Annotated in this window: 17 protein-coding genes; 12 read left to right on the top strand and 5 right to left on the bottom strand. The window is 71.2% G+C overall.

Annotated features, from left to right (window positions below):
- Nucleotides 1-72 precede the first annotated feature (72 nt).
- The 7 genes from rpsA (at nt 73) to KAK03_RS20460 (ending at nt 7,037) form a co-directional block, all read left to right on the top strand.
- Nucleotides 73-1,758 (top strand): 30S ribosomal protein S1, encoded by a 1,686-nt coding sequence (gene rpsA / locus KAK03_RS20490; protein WP_210856560.1) that lies wholly within the window; start codon nt 73-75, stop codon nt 1,756-1,758.
- Between the two features lie 17 nt (nt 1,759-1,775).
- Entirely contained in the window at nt 1,776-2,075 is a 300-nt protein-coding gene (locus KAK03_RS20485; protein ID WP_210803918.1) for an integration host factor subunit beta, read from the top strand.
- Between the two features lie 96 nt (nt 2,076-2,171).
- On the top strand, nt 2,172-2,495 hold the full coding sequence (locus KAK03_RS20480) for a LapA family protein (RefSeq protein WP_210856559.1): 324 nt from the start codon (nt 2,172-2,174) through the stop codon (nt 2,493-2,495).
- Nucleotides 2,485-3,633, top strand: coding sequence for a lipopolysaccharide assembly protein LapB (lapB, locus tag KAK03_RS20475; protein ID WP_210856558.1), 1,149 nt, complete (start codon nt 2,485-2,487; stop codon nt 3,631-3,633). Before KAK03_RS20480 ends, lapB begins: the two co-directional genes overlap by 11 nt.
- 34 nt (nt 3,634-3,667) lie before the next feature.
- On the top strand, nt 3,668-5,131 hold the full coding sequence (locus KAK03_RS20470) for a capsular polysaccharide export protein, LipB/KpsS family (protein WP_210856557.1): 1,464 nt from the start codon (nt 3,668-3,670) through the stop codon (nt 5,129-5,131).
- Complete coding sequence (locus KAK03_RS20465; protein ID WP_210856556.1) at nt 5,131-6,759, top strand: phosphoethanolamine transferase; 1,629 nt, start codon at nt 5,131-5,133, stop codon at nt 6,757-6,759. Before KAK03_RS20470 ends, KAK03_RS20465 begins: the two co-directional genes overlap by 1 nt.
- Nucleotides 6,756-7,037 (top strand): ComEA family DNA-binding protein, encoded by a 282-nt coding sequence (locus KAK03_RS20460; RefSeq protein ID WP_210856555.1) that lies wholly within the window; start codon nt 6,756-6,758, stop codon nt 7,035-7,037. Before KAK03_RS20465 ends, KAK03_RS20460 begins: the two co-directional genes overlap by 4 nt.
- Nucleotides 7,038-7,073: 36 nt before the next feature.
- Here KAK03_RS20460 and KAK03_RS20455 read toward each other — a convergent pair whose 3' ends face one another.
- From KAK03_RS20455 to KAK03_RS20440, 4 genes are all read right to left on the bottom strand, one after another.
- Nucleotides 7,074-8,267, bottom strand: a complete 1,194-nt coding sequence (locus tag KAK03_RS20455) for a patatin-like phospholipase family protein (RefSeq protein WP_210856554.1) — start codon at nt 8,265-8,267, stop codon at nt 7,074-7,076.
- A 61-nt stretch (nt 8,268-8,328) separates the two neighbouring features.
- On the bottom strand, nt 8,329-8,751 hold the full coding sequence (locus KAK03_RS20450; RefSeq protein WP_210856553.1) for a hypothetical protein: 423 nt from the start codon (nt 8,749-8,751) through the stop codon (nt 8,329-8,331).
- Nucleotides 8,752-8,856: 105 nt separating this feature from the next.
- Nucleotides 8,857-12,411: a DNA polymerase III subunit alpha gene (dnaE, locus tag KAK03_RS20445; RefSeq protein ID WP_210856552.1), complete on the bottom strand. Its 3,555-nt coding sequence runs from the start codon at nt 12,409-12,411 to the stop codon at nt 8,857-8,859.
- Nucleotides 12,412-12,464: 53 nt separating this feature from the next.
- The gene (locus KAK03_RS20440) at nt 12,465-14,051 is read right to left on the bottom strand and encodes a Kelch repeat-containing protein (protein WP_210856551.1); all 1,587 of its coding nucleotides are present in this window, start codon (nt 14,049-14,051) and stop codon (nt 12,465-12,467) included.
- Nucleotides 14,052-14,220: 169 nt separating this feature from the next.
- Between KAK03_RS20440 and KAK03_RS20435 the strand changes: the two genes are divergently transcribed.
- From KAK03_RS20435 to KAK03_RS20415, 5 genes are all read left to right on the top strand, one after another.
- The gene (locus KAK03_RS20435) at nt 14,221-15,171 is read left to right on the top strand and encodes an alpha/beta fold hydrolase (protein ID WP_210856550.1); all 951 of its coding nucleotides are present in this window, start codon (nt 14,221-14,223) and stop codon (nt 15,169-15,171) included.
- Nucleotides 15,172-15,289: 118 nt separating this feature from the next.
- Entirely contained in the window at nt 15,290-17,158 is a 1,869-nt protein-coding gene (locus KAK03_RS20430; RefSeq protein ID WP_210856549.1) for an O-linked N-acetylglucosamine transferase, SPINDLY family protein, read from the top strand.
- A gap of 13 nt (nt 17,159-17,171) precedes the next feature.
- Complete coding sequence (locus tag KAK03_RS20425) at nt 17,172-19,391, top strand: type I secretion system permease/ATPase (protein ID WP_210856548.1); 2,220 nt, start codon at nt 17,172-17,174, stop codon at nt 19,389-19,391.
- On the top strand, nt 19,388-20,788 hold the full coding sequence (locus tag KAK03_RS20420; protein ID WP_210856547.1) for an HlyD family type I secretion periplasmic adaptor subunit: 1,401 nt from the start codon (nt 19,388-19,390) through the stop codon (nt 20,786-20,788). Before KAK03_RS20425 ends, KAK03_RS20420 begins: the two co-directional genes overlap by 4 nt.
- Nucleotides 20,785-22,095: a TolC family protein gene (locus KAK03_RS20415; RefSeq protein WP_210856546.1), complete on the top strand. Its 1,311-nt coding sequence runs from the start codon at nt 20,785-20,787 to the stop codon at nt 22,093-22,095. Before KAK03_RS20420 ends, KAK03_RS20415 begins: the two co-directional genes overlap by 4 nt.
- A gap of 66 nt (nt 22,096-22,161) precedes the next feature.
- Here KAK03_RS20415 and KAK03_RS20410 read toward each other — a convergent pair whose 3' ends face one another.
- Complete coding sequence (locus KAK03_RS20410; protein WP_210856545.1) at nt 22,162-22,560, bottom strand: type II toxin-antitoxin system VapC family toxin; 399 nt, start codon at nt 22,558-22,560, stop codon at nt 22,162-22,164.
- Nucleotides 22,561-22,570: the final 10 nt, after the last annotated feature.

Below are 22,570 nucleotides of genomic sequence, written 5' to 3'. Positions count from 1 at the left end.
GTCAACCTCAACCCGGCAGGCCTCCCGGTCTGCAGCCAACGCCGGCGGCGCGCCGCCGGTCCAGGAAACACCATGCAAGAATCCTTTGCCGCCCTCTTCGAGGAATCGCTGAAGAGCGCCGACATGCGCGTCGGCGAGGTCATCTCCGCCGAAGTCGTTCGTATCGAGCACAGCCACGTCGTGGTCAACGCCGGCCTGAAGTCCGAAGCGTATGTGCCCATCGAGGAATTCAAGAACGACCAGGGCGAAGTCGAAGTCCAGGTCGGCGATTTCGTCTCGGTGGCGATCGACGCCGTCGAGAACGGCTACGGCGACACCATCCTGTCGCGTGACAAGGCCAAGCGCCTGGCCTCGTGGCTGGCGCTGGAAACCGCGCTGGAGTCGGGCGACTTCGTCACCGGCACCGTCAGCGGCAAGGTCAAGGGCGGCCTGACCGTGCTGGTCAACGGCATCCGCGCCTTCCTGCCGGGCTCGCTGCTCGACACGCGTCCTGTCAAGGACATGACGCCGTTCGAGGGCAAGACCATGGAATTCAAGGTCATCAAGCTCGACCGCAAGCGCAACAACGTCGTGCTGTCGCGCCGTGCCGTGGTCGAGGCCTCGATGGGCGAAGAGCGCGCCAAGCTGCTCGAGACCCTGACCGAAGGCGCGATCGTCAACGGCGTGGTCAAGAACATCACCGAATACGGTGCGTTCGTCGACCTCGGCGGCATCGACGGCCTGCTGCACATCACCGACATGGCCTGGCGCCGTGTCCGTCACCCGAGCGAAGTGGTCACCGTCGGCCAGGAACTGCAGGCCAAGGTCCTGAAGTTCGACGCCGAGAAGAACCGCGTCTCGCTGGGCCTGAAGCAGCTGGGCGACGACCCCTGGATGGGCGTGGCCCGCCGCTACCCGCAGGGCACCCGCCTGTTCGGCAAGGTCACCAACATCGCCGACTACGGCGCCTTCGTCGAGATCGAGCCGGGCATCGAAGGCCTGGTGCACGTCTCCGAAATGGACTGGACCAACAAGAACGTCGCGCCTTCCAAGGTGGTCACCCTGGGCGAGGAAGTCGAAGTCATGGTCCTGGAGATCGACGAGGACAAGCGTCGCATCTCGCTGGGCATGAAGCAGTGCAAGGCCAACCCGTGGGAGGAGTTCTCCGCCACGGTCAAGCGCGGCGACCGCGTCAAGGGCCCGATCAAGTCGATCACCGACTTCGGCGTCTTCGTGGGCCTGGCTGCCGGCATCGATGGCCTGGTGCACCTGTCGGACCTGTCCTGGCACGAGCCGGGCGAGACCGCCGTGCGCAACTACAAGAAGGGCCAGGAAGTCGACGCGATCGTTCTGGGCATCGATGTCGAACGCGAGCGCATCTCGCTGGGCATCAAGCAGCTCGACGGCGACCCGTTTGCCACCTTCACCTCGGTCAATGACCGTGGCGCCATCGTCAACGGCACCGTCAAGACGGTCGACCCGCGCGGCGCCGAAGTGCAGCTGGCCGACGACGTCATGGGCTACCTGCGCGCCTCCGAAATCAGCCGCGACCGCGTCGAAGACGCCCGCAACGTGCTGAAGGAAGGCGACGAGGTCTCGGTGATGATCGTCAACGTCGACCGCAAGACCCGCAACATCCAGCTGTCGATCAAGGCCAAGGACCAGGCCGACCAGCAGGAAGCCATGCAGCGTCTGTCGCAGTCCAACGAGCGCGAGAACGCCGGCACCACCAGCCTGGGCGCCCTGCTGCGCGCCAAGCTGGACCAGGGCGGCAACTGATCGCCTGAGAACGCCGAATGACCCGATCGGATTTGGTCAACAAGCTCGCGGAACGGTTCTCGCAGCTCACGCAGCGGGACACCGAGTTCGCGGTCAAGACCATGCTCGACGCGATGTCCGATGCGCTGGCCCGCGGCCACCGCATCGAGATCCGGGGCTTCGGCAGCTTCTCGATCAACCGCCGGCCGCCGCGCGTGGGGCGCAATCCCCGCAGCGGCGAGCAGGTCACGATCCCCGAGAAGCTGGTGCCGCACTTCAAGCCGGGCAAGGCGCTGCGCGAAGGCGTGGACGCCAGCCTGCCGGCCGATCCGGCCTGAGGCACGACACCATCCGCGCTGACCAGGGCCCTTCGGGGCCCTTTTTCATGCGCGGCCGGCCCTGCCTACAATGCGCCGAACATCCCTGCCCCGCCGATGCGCTTCATCGTCTGGCTCCTGCGAGCCTTCATCTTCTTCTCGCTGTTCGCCTTCGCGCTGAACAACCAGCATGTCGTGGCTCTGAACTGGTTCTTCGGCCACGCCTGGGAGACGCGCATGGTCTTCGTGGTGCTGGCGGCCTTCGGCGCCGGGCTGGTGCTGGGCGTGCTGGCCATGGCGCCCTCGTGGTGGCGCCAGCGCCGTCTGGCCCAGCGCAGCGCCGCACCGGTGGCCGCGCCAGCGGGACCGGCCCAGGCGCCCGCGGTGCCCGCCACCGCCTCGGTCAACGACCTCACCGACGCCCGCGCGCATGGAATTTGACCTCTCCTGGCTGCTGCTGGGGCTGCCGCTGGCCTTCGGCCTGGGCTGGCTGGCCTCGCGCATGGACCTGCGCCAGTGGAAGCGCGCCCAGTCCGATTCACCGCGCGCCTACTACCAGGGCCTGAACCTGCTGCTCAACGAACAGCAGGACAAGGCGATCGACGCCTTCATCGAGGCCGTCCAGCACGACCCCGACACCACCGAGCTGCACTTCGCGCTGGGCAGCCTGTTCCGCCGCCGTGGCGAATTTGAACGCGCGGTGCGCGTGCACCAGCACCTGCTGAACCGCGGCGACCTGGCCACCAGCGACCGCGACCGCGTGCAGCACGAACTGGCGCAGGACTTCATGAAGGCCGGCCTGTTCGACCGCGCCGAACAGGCCTACAAGGCGCTGCAGGGCACCCCCTTCGACACCGACGCCCGGTTGGCGCTGCTGGGCCTGTACGAGCGCTCGCGCGAGTGGGAGCAGGCCGCCGACACCGCCGCCGCGCTCGAAAAGCTGGGCACCGGTGCCTTCGGCACCCGCATCGCCCACCACTGGTGCGAGCGTGCGCTGGAACTGGACGGCCGCGGCCAGCCTGATGAGGCCGCCGCCGCGCTGGCCACCGCCCGCGCTGCCGCCCCCAACGCCCCGCGGCCGCTGCTGCTGGCCGGCCAGCGCGCGCTGCGCCTGGGCGATGCCGCCGGCGCGCTGGCGCTGTGGGGCGACCTGGAGGTGCGCGACCCGCAGGTCTTCCAGCTGGTGGCCCAGGACTATGCCGAGGCCGCCCGCGCCGCCGGCCAGCAGGAGGCCGCCCGCCAGCGCCTGACCGAGGCCTACCGCCGCGCACCCAGCCTGCCGCTGCTGCGCGCCCTGGCCCGGCTGGACGGCGCCGAGCTGGCCGACGCACCCGGCCTGCTGCCGCACCTGGCCGCCCAGCCCACGCTGAGTGCCGCGCTGGGTGTGCTGGCGCGGCCGGTCGAGCAGTGGGACGCCGCCAGCGCCCAGGCCGTGCGCGAGGCCGTGGCCCGCGCCGCCAAGCCGCTGCAGCGCTACCGCTGCGCCGCCTGCGGCTTCGAGGCGCAGCGCCACTTCTGGCAATGCCCGGGCTGCCTCAGCTGGGACAGCTTCCCGCCCCGGATGCTCGACGAACCCTGAGGGCCACCGCCCGGCCCGCTGCCCACCACCCGCCATGACGATCCGCCTGCTTGCCGTGTCCACCGCGGCCAACACCGATGCGGCCCTGCAGGAGCTGCTGCGCCAGGCCGGGCCGGAGGTCGAGCTGGTCCTGCACCTGGGCAACACCGAGTCCGACTACAAGGCCTCTGCTGTCTCGCGGATGAACCTGCGCCGCGGCCGTCGCGGCCACCTGACCCAGGACACGCGCTTCACCGGCCTGGCCCACGCATTGTTCATGCAGGAGGACTACGAGGAGCGGGTGGACGAGTTCATCGACCACCTGCACCGCCGTGCCGAGCCCTTTGCCCACCTGCCGCACCCGCTGCACGGCTTCCACGAATACTGGGACTACTTCCATGTGCTGGCGGATGTCTTCGCGCAGCGCATCGCCGAGAGCGGCGCCACGCATGCGCTGTTCTTCAACGTACCCCACCTGGTGCACGACACCCTGGTCTGGCAGGTGGCGCGGGCCATGGGCCTGCCCACGCTGATCGTCTCGCAGTCGCTGTTTCCCAACCGCTTCATCTCGATGCCGACGATCGAGGCCTACGGCCGCCTGCGCCCCGACGCCGAGGCCGCGCCGCCCTACCCCATCCAGCGCGGCGAGACCCTGCAGCACTTCTACATGAAGGGCATCGGCCAGCAGAAGCAGGCCAGCGGCCGCATCTCGCTGCGCGCGCTGGTGCAGCTGATGACCTTCCTGCTCACCAAGCGCAAGCTCAAGGCCTTGAACCCGCTGTACGTGGCGGGACTGCTGCGGCGCATGCAGCACATCTACGGCGGCCTGCCCGACTGGCGTGACCCCTTCGCGCGCTTCTTCCACGAAGACTCGCTGGCCTATTTCGAGCACCTGCTGCAGTTCGAGGACGTGCAGCCCGACTGGAGCCGGCGCTTCGTCTACTTCCCGCTGCAACTGCAGCCCGAGATGACCACCTCGGCGCTGGGCGGCCCGTTCAAGGACCAGGCCCTGGCGATCGAGTCGCTGGCGCGCATGCTGCCCGAGGACGTGGCCATCTACGTGAAGGAGAACCCCAAGCAGGGCGCCTTCATGCGCGGGCCGATGTTCTTCCACCGCCTGCGCCGCATTCCCAACCTGGTCTTCATGGCCTCGCACACCAGCACCCACGAGCTGACCGCGCGCAGCGAGTTCGTCGCCAGCATCAGCGGCACCGTGGGCTGGGAGGCGGTGCGCCAGGGCAAGCCGGCGCTGGTCTTCGGCGCCACCTGGTACGCCGACCTGCCGGGCGTGCACCGCTGGCACCCCGGCCTGCGCTTCGAGGATATCGTTGCCGCACCGCCCGACCACGCGGCGCTGGAGCGCTCGGTCGGCCAGTTTCTGCACCACTGCCATGAGGGTGTGGTCGAGCGCCACTACAAGACCCTGGTGCCGGACTTCGACGAGGCGCACAACGCCCGCCAGGTGGGCGCGGCGCTGCTGGCGCTGCTGACCGGCCGCACACCCACCACCTTCGCCTGATGCGCGCGCTCGGTGTGGTGCAGCGGCCCGGCGGGCGCTTCGTCCTCTTCGGCCTGGGCCTGCATGCGGCGGCATGGGCTCTGGGCTTCATGCTGACCAAGGACCTGGCCAAGTCGCTGGCCTGGTGGCTGGTGCTGGGCGGCGGGCTGTGGCTGCTGGCGGGCTGCCGCAGTCCGCGCGCGGCCAAGCACGTGTGGCTGCTGCTGGCCGGGCTGTTTGCGCTGGACATCGGCACCCAGGGCCTGCTGCGCGGCTACTTCGGCTCGCAGCCGCAGCCCAGCGTGATCGCCGAGTCGCTGGCCAACACCAGCGGTGCCGAGGTCGCCGGTTTCCTGGGCGAGCAGTGGCGCGCCATCGCCACCGGCCTGGGCTTCACCGCGGCCGCGCTGTGGAGCGCCTGGCGCTGGCGCCTGGCTCCCGCCGCCAACCACCGCGCGGCGCGCTGGCCGCTGATCGCCCTGCTGCTGCTGGCCGCCCTGCTCCACCTGAACCCGGCGATGCTGCGCGCCGAGCCGCTGGCGCGCTGGGGCGTGGTCTATGCCCGCCACCTGAAGGCCCAGCGCGAGATCGCCCAGCTCGACAGCACCCGCGCCGCGCTCTGGGCCCAGCGCGCCGACTGGCAGGTCCGGCGGCTGGACGAGCAGCCGCGCACCGTGGTGCTGGTCATTGGCGAGTCCAACACCCGCCTGAACTGGGGCCTGCTGGGCTACCCGCGCGACACCACCGCCGCGCTGGCCCAGGCCATGGCCCGGCTGCCCGGCAGCCATGTGCTGCTGCGCCAGGCCTGGTCGGCCGAAGCCTTCACGCTGCCCTCGCTGCGCCTGGCACTGACCGCCGCCACGCTGGAGCGGCCCGAGGACTGGGCCAGCACGCCGGATGTCACGCAGCTGGCCCGCGCCGCCGGCTACCGCGTGACCTGGCTGTCCAACCAGCCGGCGCACGAGGGCTGGTTCGCGTCGATGGCCGCCAGCGCCGACCAGCGCCGCTTCATCAACCACGGCAACTGGCGCGACAGCTCGGCCACCGACCACGACCTGCTGCCCGCGCTGGACCAGTGGCTGGCGGCCCCTGCGGCGCCGCAGGAGCTGCTGGTGATCCACCTGCTGGGCCAGCACTTCCACTTCGCGCAGCGCTGCCCTGCCGCCATGCGCCAGTGGGCCGTGGCCACCGAGGACGACGAGGTCACCCGCGCGCTGCGCGCCGCCGGCCGCAGCAGCAGCATCGTGCGCGCCCGCAACGAGTACGACGACGCGGTGCGCTGCGGCGCCGACGTGCTGGCGCGCATGATGGACGCGCTGCACCGTCAGCGTCCCGACCGCGCGCTGGAGCTGCTGTATGTCAGCGACCACGGCCAGGAGGTCGGCCACGTCAGCGACTTCGCCGGCCACAGCCAGAGCACCGAGGCCGGCTACGCCATCCCGCTCTACTGGTGGAGCCGCGGTACGGCGCCGGACCCAGCGCAGTTGCAGGCACTGGCGCAGCGCCCATTCCGGCTGGATTGGGCCGACCACGCCGTGCAGCACCTGCTGGCGGTCCGATCGCGCTACTACGAGCCCACGCTGGACCTGTTCGGCACCGAGTACGCACCACCCAGCCCGGCGCGCCCGCCGGCCCTGGCCGCGCGATGAACCGCCAACGCCGCCACTGGCTCGCCTGGTGCCTGAGCGCCCCTGTGGCGCTGCAGGCGGCCGACACGCGCCTGGAGGTCAACCAGGCCAACCAGGCCGAGCTGGAAATGCTGCCCGGCGTCGGTCCGGCCTTGTCCGAGGCCATCCTGGCCGAGCGCCGGCGTGGCGGACCGTTCAAGGACTGGCGCGCGCTGCAGCGCCGCGTCAAGGGCCTGGGCCCGGCCACCGCGCGACGCCTGTCACAGGCGGGTCTGCGCGTGAATGGCGCGGCTGTCTGAGCCTTCGCCTGACCAGCCACCCCGGCTGCGTCCGGCCTACCGGTCCCAACCGAAGAAGCGCCGCACGTCGTCACGCCGCGCCAGCGTATCGGCCTCGCCCAGCGCGATCAGCTCGCGGGTGTAGTCGGCCTCGAACAGCAGGTAGCTGGCCAGTGCCGCACCGCTGGTCGAGCCCGCCGACCCGGACACCCCCAGGCCGCGCAGCAGGGCGCGGACCATCGGCGGCAGCGCATGCAGGTGGCGCGCGGCCAGGTCATCCAGGCGCTGGCTGGGCGCGATCACCAGCAGCTCGACCGGCCGCAGGCTGCTGGCCTCGCGGGCCTCGGGCGGCATCAGCGACAGCGTGCGGTTGATGCGTTGCAGGCGCTCGATGTCCACCGCCAGCGTGTCCAGGAAGATGCTCGACAGCGCGTGGCCGCCGATCTGCGCCAGCGACGGATAGCCCGGGTCGACGTGGCGCTCGCCCGGCGGCTCATGCATGCGGCCGGCACCCACCACCAGCACGCGCTGCGCGCCCAGGTGGATGGCCGGCGAGATCGGCGCCGCCTGCCGCATCGACCCATCGCCCAGCCATTCGGGCATGCCATCGATCGACAGCAGCCGAGCCGGAAACACGAAGGGAATGGCCGACGAGGCCATCAGGTGGTCGATGCACAGCCGCTGCCGCACCGCCAGGCGCTGCGAACGCACCCAGGGTTGCGCCTCCTGGGCCGCCTCATAGAACGTGATGTGCTGGCCCGTGCTGTAGCTCGAGGCACTCAGCGCCAGCGCCTGCAGATGGCCGCTGGCGATCAGCTGCGGCAGGCGCTCGAGCCGGGCCGCCTCGGCCAGCAGCGCGGCCAGCGGCGTGTTGTCCAGCAGCGAGCGTGGCTTCTGGCGGCGCCAGCGCGCCAGCATCCAGCCGATCGACAGCATCGTCAGCCAGCCGGCGCCGCTGCGGATCACGCCCAGGGCGTCGGCACGGTAGACCTGTTCGGCGTGGAAATCGTGCCAGACCGCGTGCATGCGCGCCACGGTGGCGTCGAAGTCATCGGCACCGGCGGCCAGCACGGCGGCGTTGATGGCCCCGGCCGAGGTGCCGGCAATCACCGGAAACGGGGTCGGGGCGCCGGCCTGACCGGCCTCGGCGCGCAGCCGGCCCAAGGCCACGAGCACGCCGACCTGGTAGGCCGCGCGGGCACCGCCGCCGGTGAGCACCAGGCCCGTGACAGGGGACGAGGACGCGGACATGGGGCGAGTCTATGCCCGCCCCCGGTGCCTGCATTGCGAGGAAAAGACCGCTGTCGACCGATCAGTCGTGGCCGCGGCCGCGGCCATGCTCGCCGGGACCGTGCGGCTCGTAGCGGGGATGCGAGCGGTAGACCGGGGCCGGCGCAACATGGCGGCGATACCAGTCCTCGCGGACGAAGTACACCGGCACGCCGCAGGCGTTGTAGCGGCCGCAGTGGCGCGACCAGTGCTTGCGGTGGCCCGGCGGCACCCACAGATACACCGGCTGCGGCGGCGCCGAATAGACCGGTACCTGGCGCACCACCACCGGCTGCTGGACGATGACGTCCGGCTGCGGGAAGCGGCCGATGTCGATGCGCCCATACACGCCCGGCTGGCTGATCCCGATCGACACCCCGACCTCGGCGGCCTGGGCCGGTGATCCCAGCACGGCGGCCAGCAGGCCGGCGGCGCCCATCACAAGCAGGGGGGTCAGCTTCTTCATGTTCAGATCGGTCTCAAGTGGCGATGCGTGAACAACGCCGCACGCCCGGCCTTGGTTGTCACAGGGCGGCGGGCAAGCCGCAAGCAATTGTGAAGCGGCCGCCGCTCATCGGCCCTCGTCGTAGGCGATGCGCGCCTGCCCCTCGGCGGCCAGGGCGCGCCAGGCGGCCAGGGCCTCGTCGGCCGGCCAGAAGCGGCCGGCCTCGCCCAGGTCCAACTCGCCGCTGGCGCGGTCGCCGGTGATGCGAAGCCGCACCGGCAGGCCCTGGCGGGTCTCGCCCTGCTCGTCGCTGACCACCTTGGGCGGGTGCAGGCGCAGCAGTTCGGTGATGCGCGGCAGCGCCGCGGTGCTGCCGCCGCGCAGTTCCACCCACAGCTGGCGCCCGTGGCGCGCCCGCGCGGCGGGCAGGCTCCACACCGCGCTGACATCCAGCCGCAGGCCGCCGCTGAAGCGGTCGGGCTTCACCCGGCCCTGCACGATCAGCAGCTCGTCGTCCTTCAGCAGGTCGCGGTGGGCGTCCAGCAGCTCCTCGCCGGCCACGGCCTCGATCGGCTCGCTCTTGTCGTCGAGCTTGAAGATGCCCACGCGGCCGCGCTGGCCATTGATGATGCGCAGGTCGCTGACGATGCCGGCCAGCAGCTGCGGGTCGCGCGAATCGATCAGGTCGGCCACGCGACGCTTGACGAAGCGGCGCACCTCGGCCTCGTCCTGGTCGAACAGGTGGCCCGACAGGTAGAAGCCCAGCGCGGTCTTCTCCAGCGACAGCTTCTCGCGCACCGTCCAGGGCTCGGCCACCACCAGCGGCGGCTCCTGGGTGTGGCTGCCGTGGCCGTCGCCATCGTCGAAGTCGAACAGGCCGCCCTGGTTGGCGTTGGCCTGCTGGGTTTCGGCCCAGTCGAAGGCCAGCGACACGCTGGCCAGTGCCGCCGCGCGATCCGGGTGCTGCTCGTCAAACGCACCCGCCTTGATCAGCGCCTCGACCACGCGCTTGTTCACGCGGCCCTTGTCCACGCGCTGGCAGAAATTGAACAGGCTGCTGAAGGGCCCACCCTCCTCGCGCGCCGCCACGATGGCTTCGATCGCGCCCTGGCCGGTGCCCTTGATCGCGCCCAGGCCATAGCGGATCGCCTTGCGCCCCTCAGGCCCGGGCAAGGGCTCGAAGCGGTAGACGCCGCGGTTGACGCTGGGCGGCTCGAAGCGGATGCCGAAGTTCTTGACCGCGTCGTTCAGCAACACCTTGAGCTTGTCGGTGTCGCTGATTTCGATCGTCATGTTGGCCGCGAAGAACTCGGCCGTGTAGTGCACCTTCAGCCAGCCGGTGTGGTAGGCCAGCAGCGAGTAGGCGGCGGCGTGCGACTTGTTGAAGCCGTAGCCGGCGAACTTCTCCATCAGGTCGAAGATCTCGTCGGCCTTCTCGGGCTCGATGCCATTCTTCGCCGCGCCGTTGCGGAAGATCAGCCGGTGCTCGGCCATCTCCTCCGCCTTCTTCTTGCCCATCGCGCGGCGCAGCAGGTCGGCGCCGCCCAGGCTGTAGCCGCCCAGCACCTGGGCGGTCTGCATCACCTGTTCCTGGTAGACCATGATCCCGTAGGTCTCGGAGAGCACCGGCTCGACCAGCGGGTGCGGGTATTCCACCACCTCCTTGCCGTGCTTGCGCGCGACGAAGCTGGGGATCAGGTCCATCGGGCCCGGGCGGTACAGCGCGTTCAGCGCAATCAGGTCTTCCAGCCGGCTGGGCCGGGCGTCGCGCAGCATGCCCTGCATGCCGCGCGATTCGAACTGGAACACCGCCTCGGTCAGGCCGTCGGAGAAGAGCTTGTAGACCGCCTTGTCGTCCAGCGGCAGGTTCTCGTAGGCGAAGTCCTTCTGGTCCGGGTAGCGGCTGGTGATGAAGTCCTTGGCCAGCTCCAGGATGGTCAGCGTGGCCAGGCCCAGGAAGTCGAACTTCACCAGGCCGATGGCTTCCACATCGTCCTTGTCGTACTGGCTGACCGCGCTGTCGCTGCCGGGCTGCTGGTAGAGCGGGCAGAAGTCGGTGATCTTGCCCGGCGCGATCAGCACGCCCCCGGCGTGCATGCCGATGTTGCGCACCATGCCCTCGACATTGGCGGCCAGGCGCAGCAGCTCGGCCACCTCCTCGTCGTTCTTCTCGCGCTCCTCCAGCTCGGGCGCTTCCAGGCGCGCATAGATCACGCCCTTGTCGGGCTCGGGCGGCACCTTGGCCAGCGTCACCGTCTTGCCCGGCGGCGCCGGGATCAGCTTGGCGATGCTGTCCACATGGCCGAAGCCCATGCCCAGCACGCGGCCGATGTCGCGCAGCGCGGCCTTGGCGGCCATGGTGCCGAAGGTGGCGATCTGGCTGACCGCGGGGCGGCCGTACTTCTCCTTGACGTACTCGATCACCCGGTCGCGGTTGCCCTGGCAGAAATCGACGTCGAAGTCGGGCATCGACACCCGCTCGGGGTTCAGGAAGCGCTCGAACAGCAGCTTGTACTGCAGCGGGTCGAGGTCGGTGATGAACAGCACGTAGGCCACCAGCGAGCCCGCGCCCGAGCCCCGGCCCGGCCCCACCGGGCAGCCGTTGGCCTTGGCCCACTTGATGAAGTCCGAGACGATCAGGAAGTAGCCCGGAAAGCCCATCTTCAGGATGGTGCCCAGCTCGAACTCCAGCCGCTCCACATAGCGCGGCCGCTCGGCTTCGCGCTGCGCCGGGTCGGGGAAGAGCTGCTGCAGGCGCTTGTCCAGGCCGTTGTAGCTTTCCTCGCGGAAGAACTGCTCGATCGGCATGCGGCTGCCGTCGGGCAGCTCGGGCGTGGGGAAGTCGGGCAGCTGCGGCTTGCCCAGCACCAGGCTCAGGCTGCAGCGCTGGGCGATCTTCAGGGTGTTGGCGATGGCCGAGGGAATGTCGGCGAACAGCGCCTGCATCTCGGCCTGCGACTTCAGGTACTGGTCGCTGGTGAAGCGCTTGACGCGCTTGGGGTTGGCCAGCGTTTCGCCCTCGGCCACGCAGACGCGGGCCTCGTGGGCCTCGAAGTCATCGGGCGTCAGGAACTGCACCGGGTGCGTGGCCACCACCGGCAGGCCCAGCTCAGCGGCCAGCGGCACGGTGGCGCGCACCAGCGGCTCATGGCTGGGGATGCCGGCGCGCTGCAGCTCCAGGTAGAAGCGGCGCGGAAACAGCGCGGCCAGCTCGCGCGCCACCGCGGCGGCGCGGGCGGTGTCGCCCTGCAGCAGCGCCTGGCCCACCGCGCCATGCTCGAAGCCCGACAGGCAGATCAGCCCGGCGTGCAGCTCGCGCAGGTCGCTCCAGGCCACCCAGGCCTGGGCGCGCTGCACATGCTGGGTCCAGGCGCGGGCCAGCAGCTCCGACAGGTTGAGGTAGCCCTGCTTGTTCTGCACCAGCAGCAGCAGGCGCGTGGCCTGGGTGCGGTCGCCCGCGTCGGGCAGTGGCTCGACCCAGACATCGGCGCCCAGGATGGGCTTGACGCCCTTGCCGCGGCAGGCCTTGTAGAACTTGACCCCGCCGAACAGGTTGGCCAGGTCGGTGATGGCCATCGCCACCTGCCCATCGCCCTTGGCCGCCGCCGCCGCATCGTCGATCCGCAGGGTGCCATCGACGACGGAGAACTCGGTGTGGGTGCGCAGGTGGACAAAAGGCATCACGGCATTCTACGAAGGGCCGGCCACCCGACCGGCCCTGCGCAGCGTCCGCCTCAGGGACAGGTCTGCAGCGGAATATCGGCCGCGCTGCCGGTGCCGGCCACCTGGTCCGCCGTCAGCGTCAGGCACACCGGCAGCGATTCCACGCCGGCCGCGCTCACCGCCAGGCTCACCAGGCCGGCCGGCGTGCCGGTCTTCAGCGTGAAGCGGGTGCTGGTGATCTTGCGCACCTGCACGTCGGTGCTCTTCCAGTTGGAGGTGCGGCCGTACCAGACCGAGCTGCCGCCGGGCTGGCCGAAGCGCACGATGGGGTAGTTCTCGTCCGACTCGGCGTCGTCGCCATAGGTGCTGCCGGCGTTGGCGCCGGTCAGCTGGCGCCCGCTCAGCGTGAAGCGGCCCTTGCCGTCGTAGCGCACCGTTTCCACCGTGGGCCGGGCCTTGTCGGGCGGCGCGCCGTCGGCGGTGTAGATCCACACATCGGTGCCGCCGCGGGTGAACAGCACCTGGCCGGTGGGCAGCACCAGCATGCGGTGCACGAAGGCCGGGTCACCCAGCGTGACCGGCAGCGCAGGGCTGAGCGGCTGGATGGTGTTCTTCGCCGGGTTGTAGGTGAACAGCTGCGTCGGCCCCGAGAAGGCGGTGCCGGTGGAGGGGCTGGCATCGGCGGCCAGCATCACGCGGCCGTCGGGCAGCGCCGCCGCCGGCGCATCGACCGCACCGAACAGGCCCTGGGCGCCGTTGGGCAGCGTGCCGATGATGTCCGGACCGGCCGACCAGGTGTTGCTGGCCACGTCGTAGAGCGCCGTGTGGCCGGTGGCGCCGATCGTGATCACGCGGCCACCGCGGTCGCGGCTGCGCAGCGCCAGCGCGCCGCCGATCTCGTAACCCATGGCCGGGCTACTGAGCTGCGGGATGCTGCCCGCGGCGGTGCCGTCCGACGGGCTGCGGCCGCTCCACAGACCGGTCTTGGGGTCGTAGACCTCGGCGTAGCCGCCGCCGGTGGCGATGCTGCGGAACAGGTCATAGACCATCACCTTGCCGCCCGGCAGCTTGACGTAGGTTTCCTCGTCGCTGCTGTCGTCGTAGGCCTTGTCGGCGGCGCGGGTCCAGCTGTTGCTGGCGATGTCGTAGAGGTAGGTGCTGCGGTTGAACAGCGAACCGGCCAGGATGCGGTCCTTGTCGAGCAGCATGGTGGGGACGTCGCCGAAGTTGGCTTCCGGGTGCGGGGCGATCGGCGTCCAGACATTGCGCAGCGTGTCGTACCACTCGCCGGTGTTGGTCCAGTTGGCGTCCAGGTTGGGGCCGCTGTATTCGCCACCCAGCACCCAGACGTCGCCGCTGCGCAGCACGTGGCTGGCGAAGTACAGGCGGTTGGTGCCCATGCCGGCCACGCGGCTCCAGCGGCCGTTGGCGTAGTTGCCGTTGGCGTCCGGGCTCAGCTTGAGCCAGATGTTGCCGGGGCCGTCGTAGGAATGGGCCAGCACCGTGCCGTCGGTCAGCAGCAGCATGGTCTCGACGCTGTTGGGCGGCGTGCGCGCGACCGGGGTCCAGCTGGCGGCGGCGGCGCTCAGCGGAGCGCAGGCCAGGCTGGCCAGCGTCAGCGCACAGGCCAGGGTCTTCGACGACTTCAATGCGGGCATGGGTCCGGGTCTCCTCGTGGGTTCTTCGTGGGCGACACAGTGTCGCAAAGTGTTACCAGCCGCCCACCAAAGGCCGCTCCCACCCCCCACGTTTCAGGTCCCACAGAAGTCACACTCGCGTTACCCAAGGGGGTCAGGGCCCCCCTGGGGCGGCTCCTAGAATCGGCCGATGCTGTCCGTCCTGCTGCGCGCCTTCGGTATCCTGCTGATGCTGACCGCCGTGGCCCTGCCGCTGGCGCGGGCGCCCGACCGCTCGCCGGAATCGCTGGTGGCCCGCTGGGCGCCACGGCCCTCCGAGCTGGTGGACGTGGGCGGCCTGATGGTCCATCTGCGCGACGAGGGGCCGCGCAACGACCCCACCCCGCTGCTGTTCATCCACGGCCTGGGCTCCAGCCTGCACACCTGGGAAGGCTGGGCCAGCGCACTGCGCGCGCAGCGCCGGGTGATCCGCTTCGATCTGCCCGGTGCCGGCCTGACCGGCCCCTTCCCCGAGCCCCAGCCCCAGGACTACCGCAGTGAAACCCTGGCCCGCTTCACGCTGCAGCTGATGGACCAGCTGAAGCTGCGCCAGGTGGTGCTGGTGGGCCATTCGCTGGGCGGCGAGGTGGCCTGGCAGCTGGCCAGCCGGTCCCCCGAACGCATCAGCCGGCTGGTGCTGCTGGACGCCACCGGCCTGGCGATCGAGCCGCTGGAGGTGCCCCCGGGCCTGCGCCTGGCCCGCGTGCCGGTGCTGGGCTGGCTGGGCCAGTCGCTGCTGCCGCGCGGCGTGGTCGAGGCCACGCTGGAAGCGGTCTACGCCGACCCGCGGCGCCTGACGCCTGAACTGGTCGATCGCCATTTCGAACTGCTGCTGCGCGACGGCAACCGCCAGGCCCTGCGCCAGGCCCTGCTGCAGCAGCAGCCGGGGCGCGATGTCGAGCGCCTGGCCAGCCTGCGCCTGCCCACGCTGCTGCTGTGGGGCGAAAAGGACCGCGTGGTGCCGCCCGCCGCCGGCGCCGAGTTCGCCCGGCGCATCCCCGGCGCGCAGTTCCAGGTGCTGGCCGGCCTGGGCCATGCGCCCCACGAAGAGCTGCCGGCGCGCAGCCTGGGCGCGCTGCAGGCGTTTCTGCCGCCGCGCTGAGGCACATCCCCCCGCGCTGCGGCTGGCGGATCTGCCCCGCCTTGGCCCGCCTATTCCGCCCCATGGCCCCGGGCCGCCCTGACTAGCATCGGCTGGAGACCCTCTCTGTGTCCCAGCCATGCCCGCGACCACCCTTGCCGACCCCGTTGCCGCACCCGTAGCCTCGACCGCCGAGGCCGATCTGGCGCGCCTGCGCAGCGGCGCCTGTCCGCTGGCCGAGCTGCTGGACCGCACCGCCGCCTGGCAGGCCCGGGGCGACGACGACACCGCGATCCACCTGTACGCCGAGTGGCTGGCCCACACCGACTCGCCCTTCCGCCATGTGGCGCTGTTCAACCAGGGCACGCTGCTGGCCGCCCGCCAGCGCGACCCTGAGGCCGAAGCCGCCTACCGCGAGGCCCTGGCCCTGCTGCCGGCCTTCTCCCAAGCCCGGCTGAACCTGGGCCACGCGCTGGAGCGCCGTGGCGACACCGACGGCGCGCTGGCCGAGTGGGCCCGTGTGGTGGCCGACACCCGCCCCCTGCCCGACGACCCGCGCCCCGAGCAGCGCGAGCTGTGCCTGCACGCGCTGAACAACCTGGCCCGCCTGAACGAGCAGCTGCGCCGCTTCGACGTGGCCGAGGCGCACATGGTCGACAGCCTCACGATCAAGCCCGACCAGTTCGACGTCATCCAGCACTACGTGCACATCCGCCAGAAGCAGTGCGAGTGGCCGCTGTACCGCACCGTGGGCGAGGTCACGCCCAACCAGCTGCTGCTGGGCACCTCGGCGCTGGCCATGCTCAGCGTCAGCGACGACCCGGCGCGCCAGCTGATGGCCGCGCTGCGCTTCGTGCAGGAGAAGCTGCCCAGGACCAACCACCCCCCGCTGCACACCAGCGGCCCGCGGCGCGAGGGCCGCATCCGCATCGGCTACCTGTCGGGCGACCTGGCGATGCACGCGGTGGGCCTGCTCACCGCCGAGCTCTTCGAGCTGCACGACCGCAGCCGCTTCGAGACCTTTGCCTTCTGCTGGAGCCGCGAAGACGGCAGCCCGCTGCGCGAGCGGCTGCTGAAGTCTTTCGAGCACGTCTACCGCATTGGCCAGATGGACGACACGCTGGCCGCGCGGCTGATCGCCGGCCTGGGCATCGACGTGCTGATCGACCTGCAGGGCCTGACCAATGGCGCGCGGCCCGCCATCCTGGCGCTGCGCCCGGCGCCGGTGCAGGTGAGCTACCTGGGCTTTCCCGGCACCTGCGCCATCCCCGGCGTGGACTGGATCGTCGCCGACCGCTTCGTCATGCCCGAGGCGCTGCTGCCCTTCCACACCGAGCGGCCGATCTACCTGCCAGTGTGCTACCAGGTGAGTGACCGCCAGCGCCCGGTGGGCGCGGTGCCCACCCGCGCGCAGTACGGCCTGCCCGAGGACGGCTTCGTCTACTGCAGCTTCAACAACAACTTCAAGTTCACCGACGAGGTGTTCGACAGCTGGATGCGCACCCTGGCCGCGGTGCCCGGCAGCGTGCTGTGGCTGCTGGCCGACAACGACTGGACCCGCGCCAACCTGCTGGCCCGCGCTGCGCAGCACGGCATTGCCGAGCAGCGCCTGGTGTTTGCGCCGCGCGTGGCGCCGCCCGACTACCTGGCCCGTTTCGCGCTGGCCGACCTGATGCTCGACACCTTCCCCTACAACGCCGGCACCACCGCCAGCGATGCGCTGTGGATGGGCCTGCCCATCGTCACGCTGGCCGGGCGCAGCTACATCTCGCGCATGGCCGGCAGCCTGCTCACCGCGGTGGGCCTGCCCGAGCTGATCACCGAGACCCTGCCCGACTACGAGCGCCTGGCCGTCGCCATCGGCCGCTCGCCCGGCCGTGCCCGCTCGTACCGCCGCTACCTGGAGCGCGAGGGCCGCCAGTCGCCGCTGTTCGACATGCCCGCGCGTGTGCGCGAGTTCGAGGACGCGCTCGCCACCCTGGCGCTGAAGGCGCGCCAACCCGAATGAGCCCGGCCACCGCGTGAGCACCGCCACCGCCGCCGCTGCCCCCACCGCCGCCCCGAAACGGGTGGCGATGGAGCACGACGCCCTGCTGCAATCGCTGGTCTGGCTGACGCGCCACCACGGCCGCGAGCGCTCGGCCAGCGCACTGCTGGTGGGCGTGCCGGTGGACGGTCACGCCCTCACGCCCGCGCAGGCGCTGCGCGCCCTCACCCAAGCGGGCTACCGCACCGGCCTGCTGCCGCGCCCGCTGGCCGACATCAGTCCGCTGCTGTTCCCGGTGGTGGCGCTGATGCGCGACGACGACGCCTGCATCCTGCGCCGCCGCATTGAATCGCCGCAGCACGGCGGCCGCTCCTACGAGATCGTGCTGCCCGCCGCCGGCGGCGCCACGCTGATCGTGGGTGAGCAGGAGCTGTCGCAGGAATACCTGGGCCATGTGATCGCCGCCACGCCGCAGCTGCCGGTGGTGCACGACGAGGACGACAACGGCCTGCTGGGCCACGGCGGCCACTGGCTGTGGGGCACGCTGCGCCGCTTCGTGCCCTACTACCGCGCCGCGCTGCTGGCCGCGCTGATCAGCAACGTGATGATGCTGGTCACCGGCCTGGTCAGCTCAGTGGTGTTCGACAAGGTGATCCCGCAGCAGGCCTTCGTCACGCTGTGGACACTGGCCGCCGGCGCCGTGCTGGCGCTGGGGCTGGACCTGGCGGCGCGGCAGATCCGCGCCCACCTGATCGACGTGTCGGGCCGCAAGGCCGACCTGATCATCGGCTCGCTGCTGTTCCGCCAGACGCTGGGCGTGCGCATGGAGCACCGGCCGGTGTCGGCCGGCGCCTACGCCCACCACCTGGCGCAGATCGAAACCGTGCGCGACTTCTTCGCCTCGGCCACGCTGGCCACGCTGTCCGACCTGCCCTTCATCGCGCTGTTCATGGCGATGACCTTCATCGTCGGCGGCCCGCTGGGCTGGGTGCTGGCTGGCGCGGTGCCGCTGATCCTGGCCGTGGTGCTGGTGATGCAGGGCTCCTTGCGCCGCGCGATGAACGCGGGCCTGCGCCACCAGACCGACCTGCAGGGCGTGCTGGTGGAGGCCGTGGACGGCCTGGAGGACCTGAAGGCCAGCGGCGCCCAGGGCCGCTTCCTGCGCCGCTATGAAGACGCCACCGCGCTGGCGGCCGAATCGGCGCTGCGCGCCCGCTCGGTCAGCGCCTGGAGCAACAACCTCAGCGGCAGCGCGCAGCAGCTGGTGACGGTGGTGATGCTGGTCTGGGGCGTGTACCTGATCCATGACGGCGTGATCACCGCCGGTGCGCTGATCGGCGCGGTGATGTTCGCCGGCCGCGCGGTGGCGCCGCTGGGCAGCGTGATCGCGCTGGCCAACCGCTACCAGGGTGCCCGCGCCGCGATGACCGCACTCGACCGCCTGATGCGCCTGCCGCTGGAGCGCGACGAGCAGCGCCAGTACGTGGTGCGCCCGCAGCTGCGCGGCGGCCTGGCCCTGCGCCAGGCCAGCTTTGCCTACCCGCCCACCGGCCAGGACCGGCCGCCTAAGGTGCTGTCGGACGTGACGCTGCAGTTCGCCCCTGGCGAGCGCGTGGCCATCCTGGGCCGCATCGGCTCGGGCAAGTCCACGGTGCTGCGCCTGCTGGCGGGCCTGTACCAGCCCACCGACGGCCGGGTGGAGGTGGACGGCATTGATCTGCGCCAGATCGACCCGGTGGACTACCGCGACCAGATCGGCTTTGTGGCCCAGGACCCGCGCCTGTTTGCCGGCACGCTGCGCGACAACGTGCTGCTGGGCCGCTCGCATGCCGACAGCGTGCGCCTGCAGCAGGTGGCCGCACTGACCGGCCTGGACCGCCTGGTGGCCAGCCACCCGCTGGGCTGGGACCTGCCAGTGGGCGAGCGCGGCGCACTGCTGTCGGGCGGCCAGCGCCAGCTGGTGGCGCTGGCGCGCTGCCTGATCACCACGCCGCGCATCCTGCTGATGGACGAGCCCACCAGCTCGATGGACGCGCAGTCTGAAGTGCAGTTCCTGCAGCGCCTGGCCGCCTCGGCCGGTGACCGCACGCTGCTGGTGGTGACCCACCGGCCCGCGGTGCTGGAGCTGGTGAACCGCATCGTGGTGGTGGATGCCGGCCGCGTGGTGATGGACGGCCCGAAGGCCGCCGTGCTGGCCGCCTTGTCCGGCGCTGCCAAACCAGCCGCTGCGCCCGCCGCAGCCCCCGCGCGATGAAGCCGCCCGACACCCGCCGCTGGTTCTCGGCGCCGCCCGAGCGGCAGCCCTTGGCCACAGGCGCGCCGGTGACGCAGCCACCCACGCTGAAGCACACCCTGCCGCCTGAGCCCGCTGCTGCGCCTGCCCCGGAGCGCGCCAGCAAGCGCCTGCTCAACGCCGCCCAGGCCGCCTCCCCCCGCCCCACCCACGCCCCGCTGCGCCCCGGCGACGAAGACTTCCTGCACGCCGTGCGCGCCGCCCAGCAGCTGGAGCCGCGCCGCGCGCCGCGCCTGGCGCTGTGGCTGATGGCGGTGGCCATCACGCTGGCCGCGCTGTGGGCCGCCACCACCCGCGTGGAGCAGATCACCCGCGCCGAAGGCCGCGTGATCCCCGAGACCCGCGAGCAGGTCATCTCCAGCCTGGAAGGCGGCCTGCTGGCCGAGCTGCTGGTGCGCGAGGGCGAGGCCGTGCGCGCCGGCCAGCCGCTGCTGCGCATCGACCCCACCCGCGCTGAATCCTCCCAGAACGAAGGCGCCGCGCGCCGTCTGGCGCTGCTGGCCACCACCGCCCGCCTGCAGGCCGAGGTGCAAGGCCGCGAACCCAGCTTCCCTGCTGAACTGAAGGACCAGCCCCGCCTGGTGGCCATGGAGACCGAGGCCTTCCAGGCCCGCCGCCGCCTGCTGGAAGAAGCCGTGGGCGCCAACCGCCAGAGCATCGCGCTGGTGGGCAAGGAACTGGCGGTGGCCGAGGACATGGCCCAGCGCGGCCTGATGTCCGAGGTGGAGGTGGTGCGCCTGCGCCGCCAGATCAACGACATGCAGCAGCAGATGCTGGAGCGCCGCAACCGCTTCCGCCAGGACGCCAGCACCGAGCTGCTGCGCGTGCAGGGCGAGCTGGCCCAGCTGGACGAGCAGATGGTGGCGCGCGAGGACGCGGTGCGCCGCACCGTGGTGAACTCGCCGGTGGACGGCCTGGTCAAGAACATCCGCCAGCACACGCTGGGCGGCGTGATCTCGCCCGGCGCACCCATCCTGGAGATCGTGCCGCGCAGCGAGCACCTGCTGGTGGAGATGCGCCTGAAGCCCGCCGACGTGGGCTTCGTGCGCATCGGCCAGGCGGCCGAGGTGAAGCTGTCGGCCTACGACTACAACCTGTACGGCGGCCTGAGCGGCACTGTCGAATCGATCAGCCCCGACGCCCTGGGCGAGGCCGAGCGCCCGCCCAATGCGCCCGATGCCACCTGGTTCCGCGCCCTGGTGCGCATCCAGACCAACCACCTGCGCAGCGCCGACCAGGTGCTGCCGGTGATCCCCGGCATGACCGCCACGGTGGAGGTGAACACCGGCGAGCGCACCGTGCTGGAGTTCGTGCTGCGCCCCCTGCTCAAGGCCCGCGAGGCCTTCCGTGAACGATGAGACACGCCCACACGCTTTCGCTTGTTGCCAGCGTGCTGCTGGCGCTGCCCGCCCACGCCGAGCCCACCGGCTGCCAGCCGCCCACCGCGCTGGCCCAGCCGGCGGAATCACCGCCGCCGCGCCAGAGCCTGGTGCAACTGCTGGCCCTGGCCGAACAGCGCAGCCAGGCCATCGGCGCCGCCCGACTGCTGACCGAGGCCGCGCAGAGCGACCTGCAGGAAACCCAGGCCGCCAAACAGCCCCAGGCGCAACTGAGCTGGATGGTGGGCGCCACCGGCAGCCGCAGCCAGCTGCTGCCCAGCCGCAGCGATGCGCTGAACCGCCCTTCCCTGCAGGTGGGCGCACCGCTGTGGGACGGCGGCCGCCAGCAGGCGCTGGAAGACTGGCGCGGCCAGCTGGCCGAAGCCGCCCGCCAGGGCCAGCTGAACGCCGCCGAGCAACTGCGCGTGCAGGTGGTCAACCTGGCGTTCGATCGCAGCCGCTACCGCCTGCAGGCGCAGGTGTGGCAGCAGTACACCCACAAGGTCTGCACCCTGGTGCAGGCGCTGGAAGACATCGTCGCCCGCGACCGCGGCCGCGCCAGCGAACTGGTGCAGGCCCGCAAGCAGTTGCAGCAGGCGCAGCTGTCACGCCAGCAGGCGCTGAGCGCCATGCAACTGACCGACACCCGGCTGCGCCGCTACGTGGGCGAGTACCTGCCCGACGTGCCCAGCCTGGCCGCGCTGATGACCGAACTGCCCGAGCTGCCGCAACTGCACCAGCGCGCCACCGGCGCCGCCGAAGTGCTGCAACTGGAAGCCCAGCAGCACGCCGCCGAACAACTGGCCAACGCCACCGCCGCCAGCCAGCGCCCGCAGTTAAGCTGGGCCGTGCAGGCCAGCCGCGACCTGGCCGGCGACCGCCAAAGCCAATGGCAGGCCGGCGTGACCCTGAGCCTGCCCCTGTTCAACCCCGGCGCCGCCCCCGCCGAGCGCGCCGCCCGCCAACGCGCCGAAGCCGCCCGCCTTCAGCGCGAAGACACCCTGGCCACCCTGCTCAACCGCATCGACCAGGTCCACGGCCAGGCCGAAGCCGCCTTCACCCGCGCCCGCGACGTGGTGCAGGTCCTGCGCGACTCCGAACGCGTGCGCGACGACACCCTGCAGATGTGGCAACAACTGGGCCGCCGCTCCCTCTTCGACGTGATGTCGGCCGAGGGCGATCACTTCAACCTGCGCCTGGCGTACGTGGACGCGCTGCACGATGGGCAGCAGTCGGTGGCGCTGTTGTGGTCGTTGGCGGGTGGGGTGCAGCAGCCGCTGCGGTAAGCGCGGCGGGCTTGACGACAACGTCCTTCCAGCCCAGTCACGCGAGGCCGACTTGGCCCCGATTGGCTACCGGGTCCAGTTCTCGACCCGCAGCCCCTTGACGCGCCCGAAGTCCTTGACGTTGTTCGTCACCACGGTCGCGCCCAAGGCCCGCGCATGCGCCGCGATCATCAGGTCTGCGGCGCCCAGTTGCGCGCCGCGACGCTTCAGGTCGGCGCGGATCTCTGCATAGTGGGGCGCCGCCTCCTGCGGCCAGTCCAGCACCGCCAGGTGCAGGGCCAGGCTGTCCAGCACCTGCTGATTCTGCTTGCGCTTGGCCGCGGCCGAGGCTTGCACTCCATAGCTCAACTCGGCAAAAGTCACCGCTGACATCAGCTGCTGCTGCAGCGGAACCGACTGCACCTTGTCCGCCAACACCGCCGACTCGCCGCGCATCAGGAAGATGCAGGTGTCGGTGTCCAGCATGTACAGCGGC

Origin of the sequence: Ideonella alba, from assembly GCF_018069845.1 — a bacterium.
Taxonomy (GTDB): Bacteria; Pseudomonadota; Gammaproteobacteria; order Burkholderiales; family Burkholderiaceae_C; genus Ideonella; species Ideonella alba.
The sequence above is the reverse complement of the archived record's forward strand: the minus strand, read 5'-3'. Positions and strand labels throughout refer to the sequence as shown.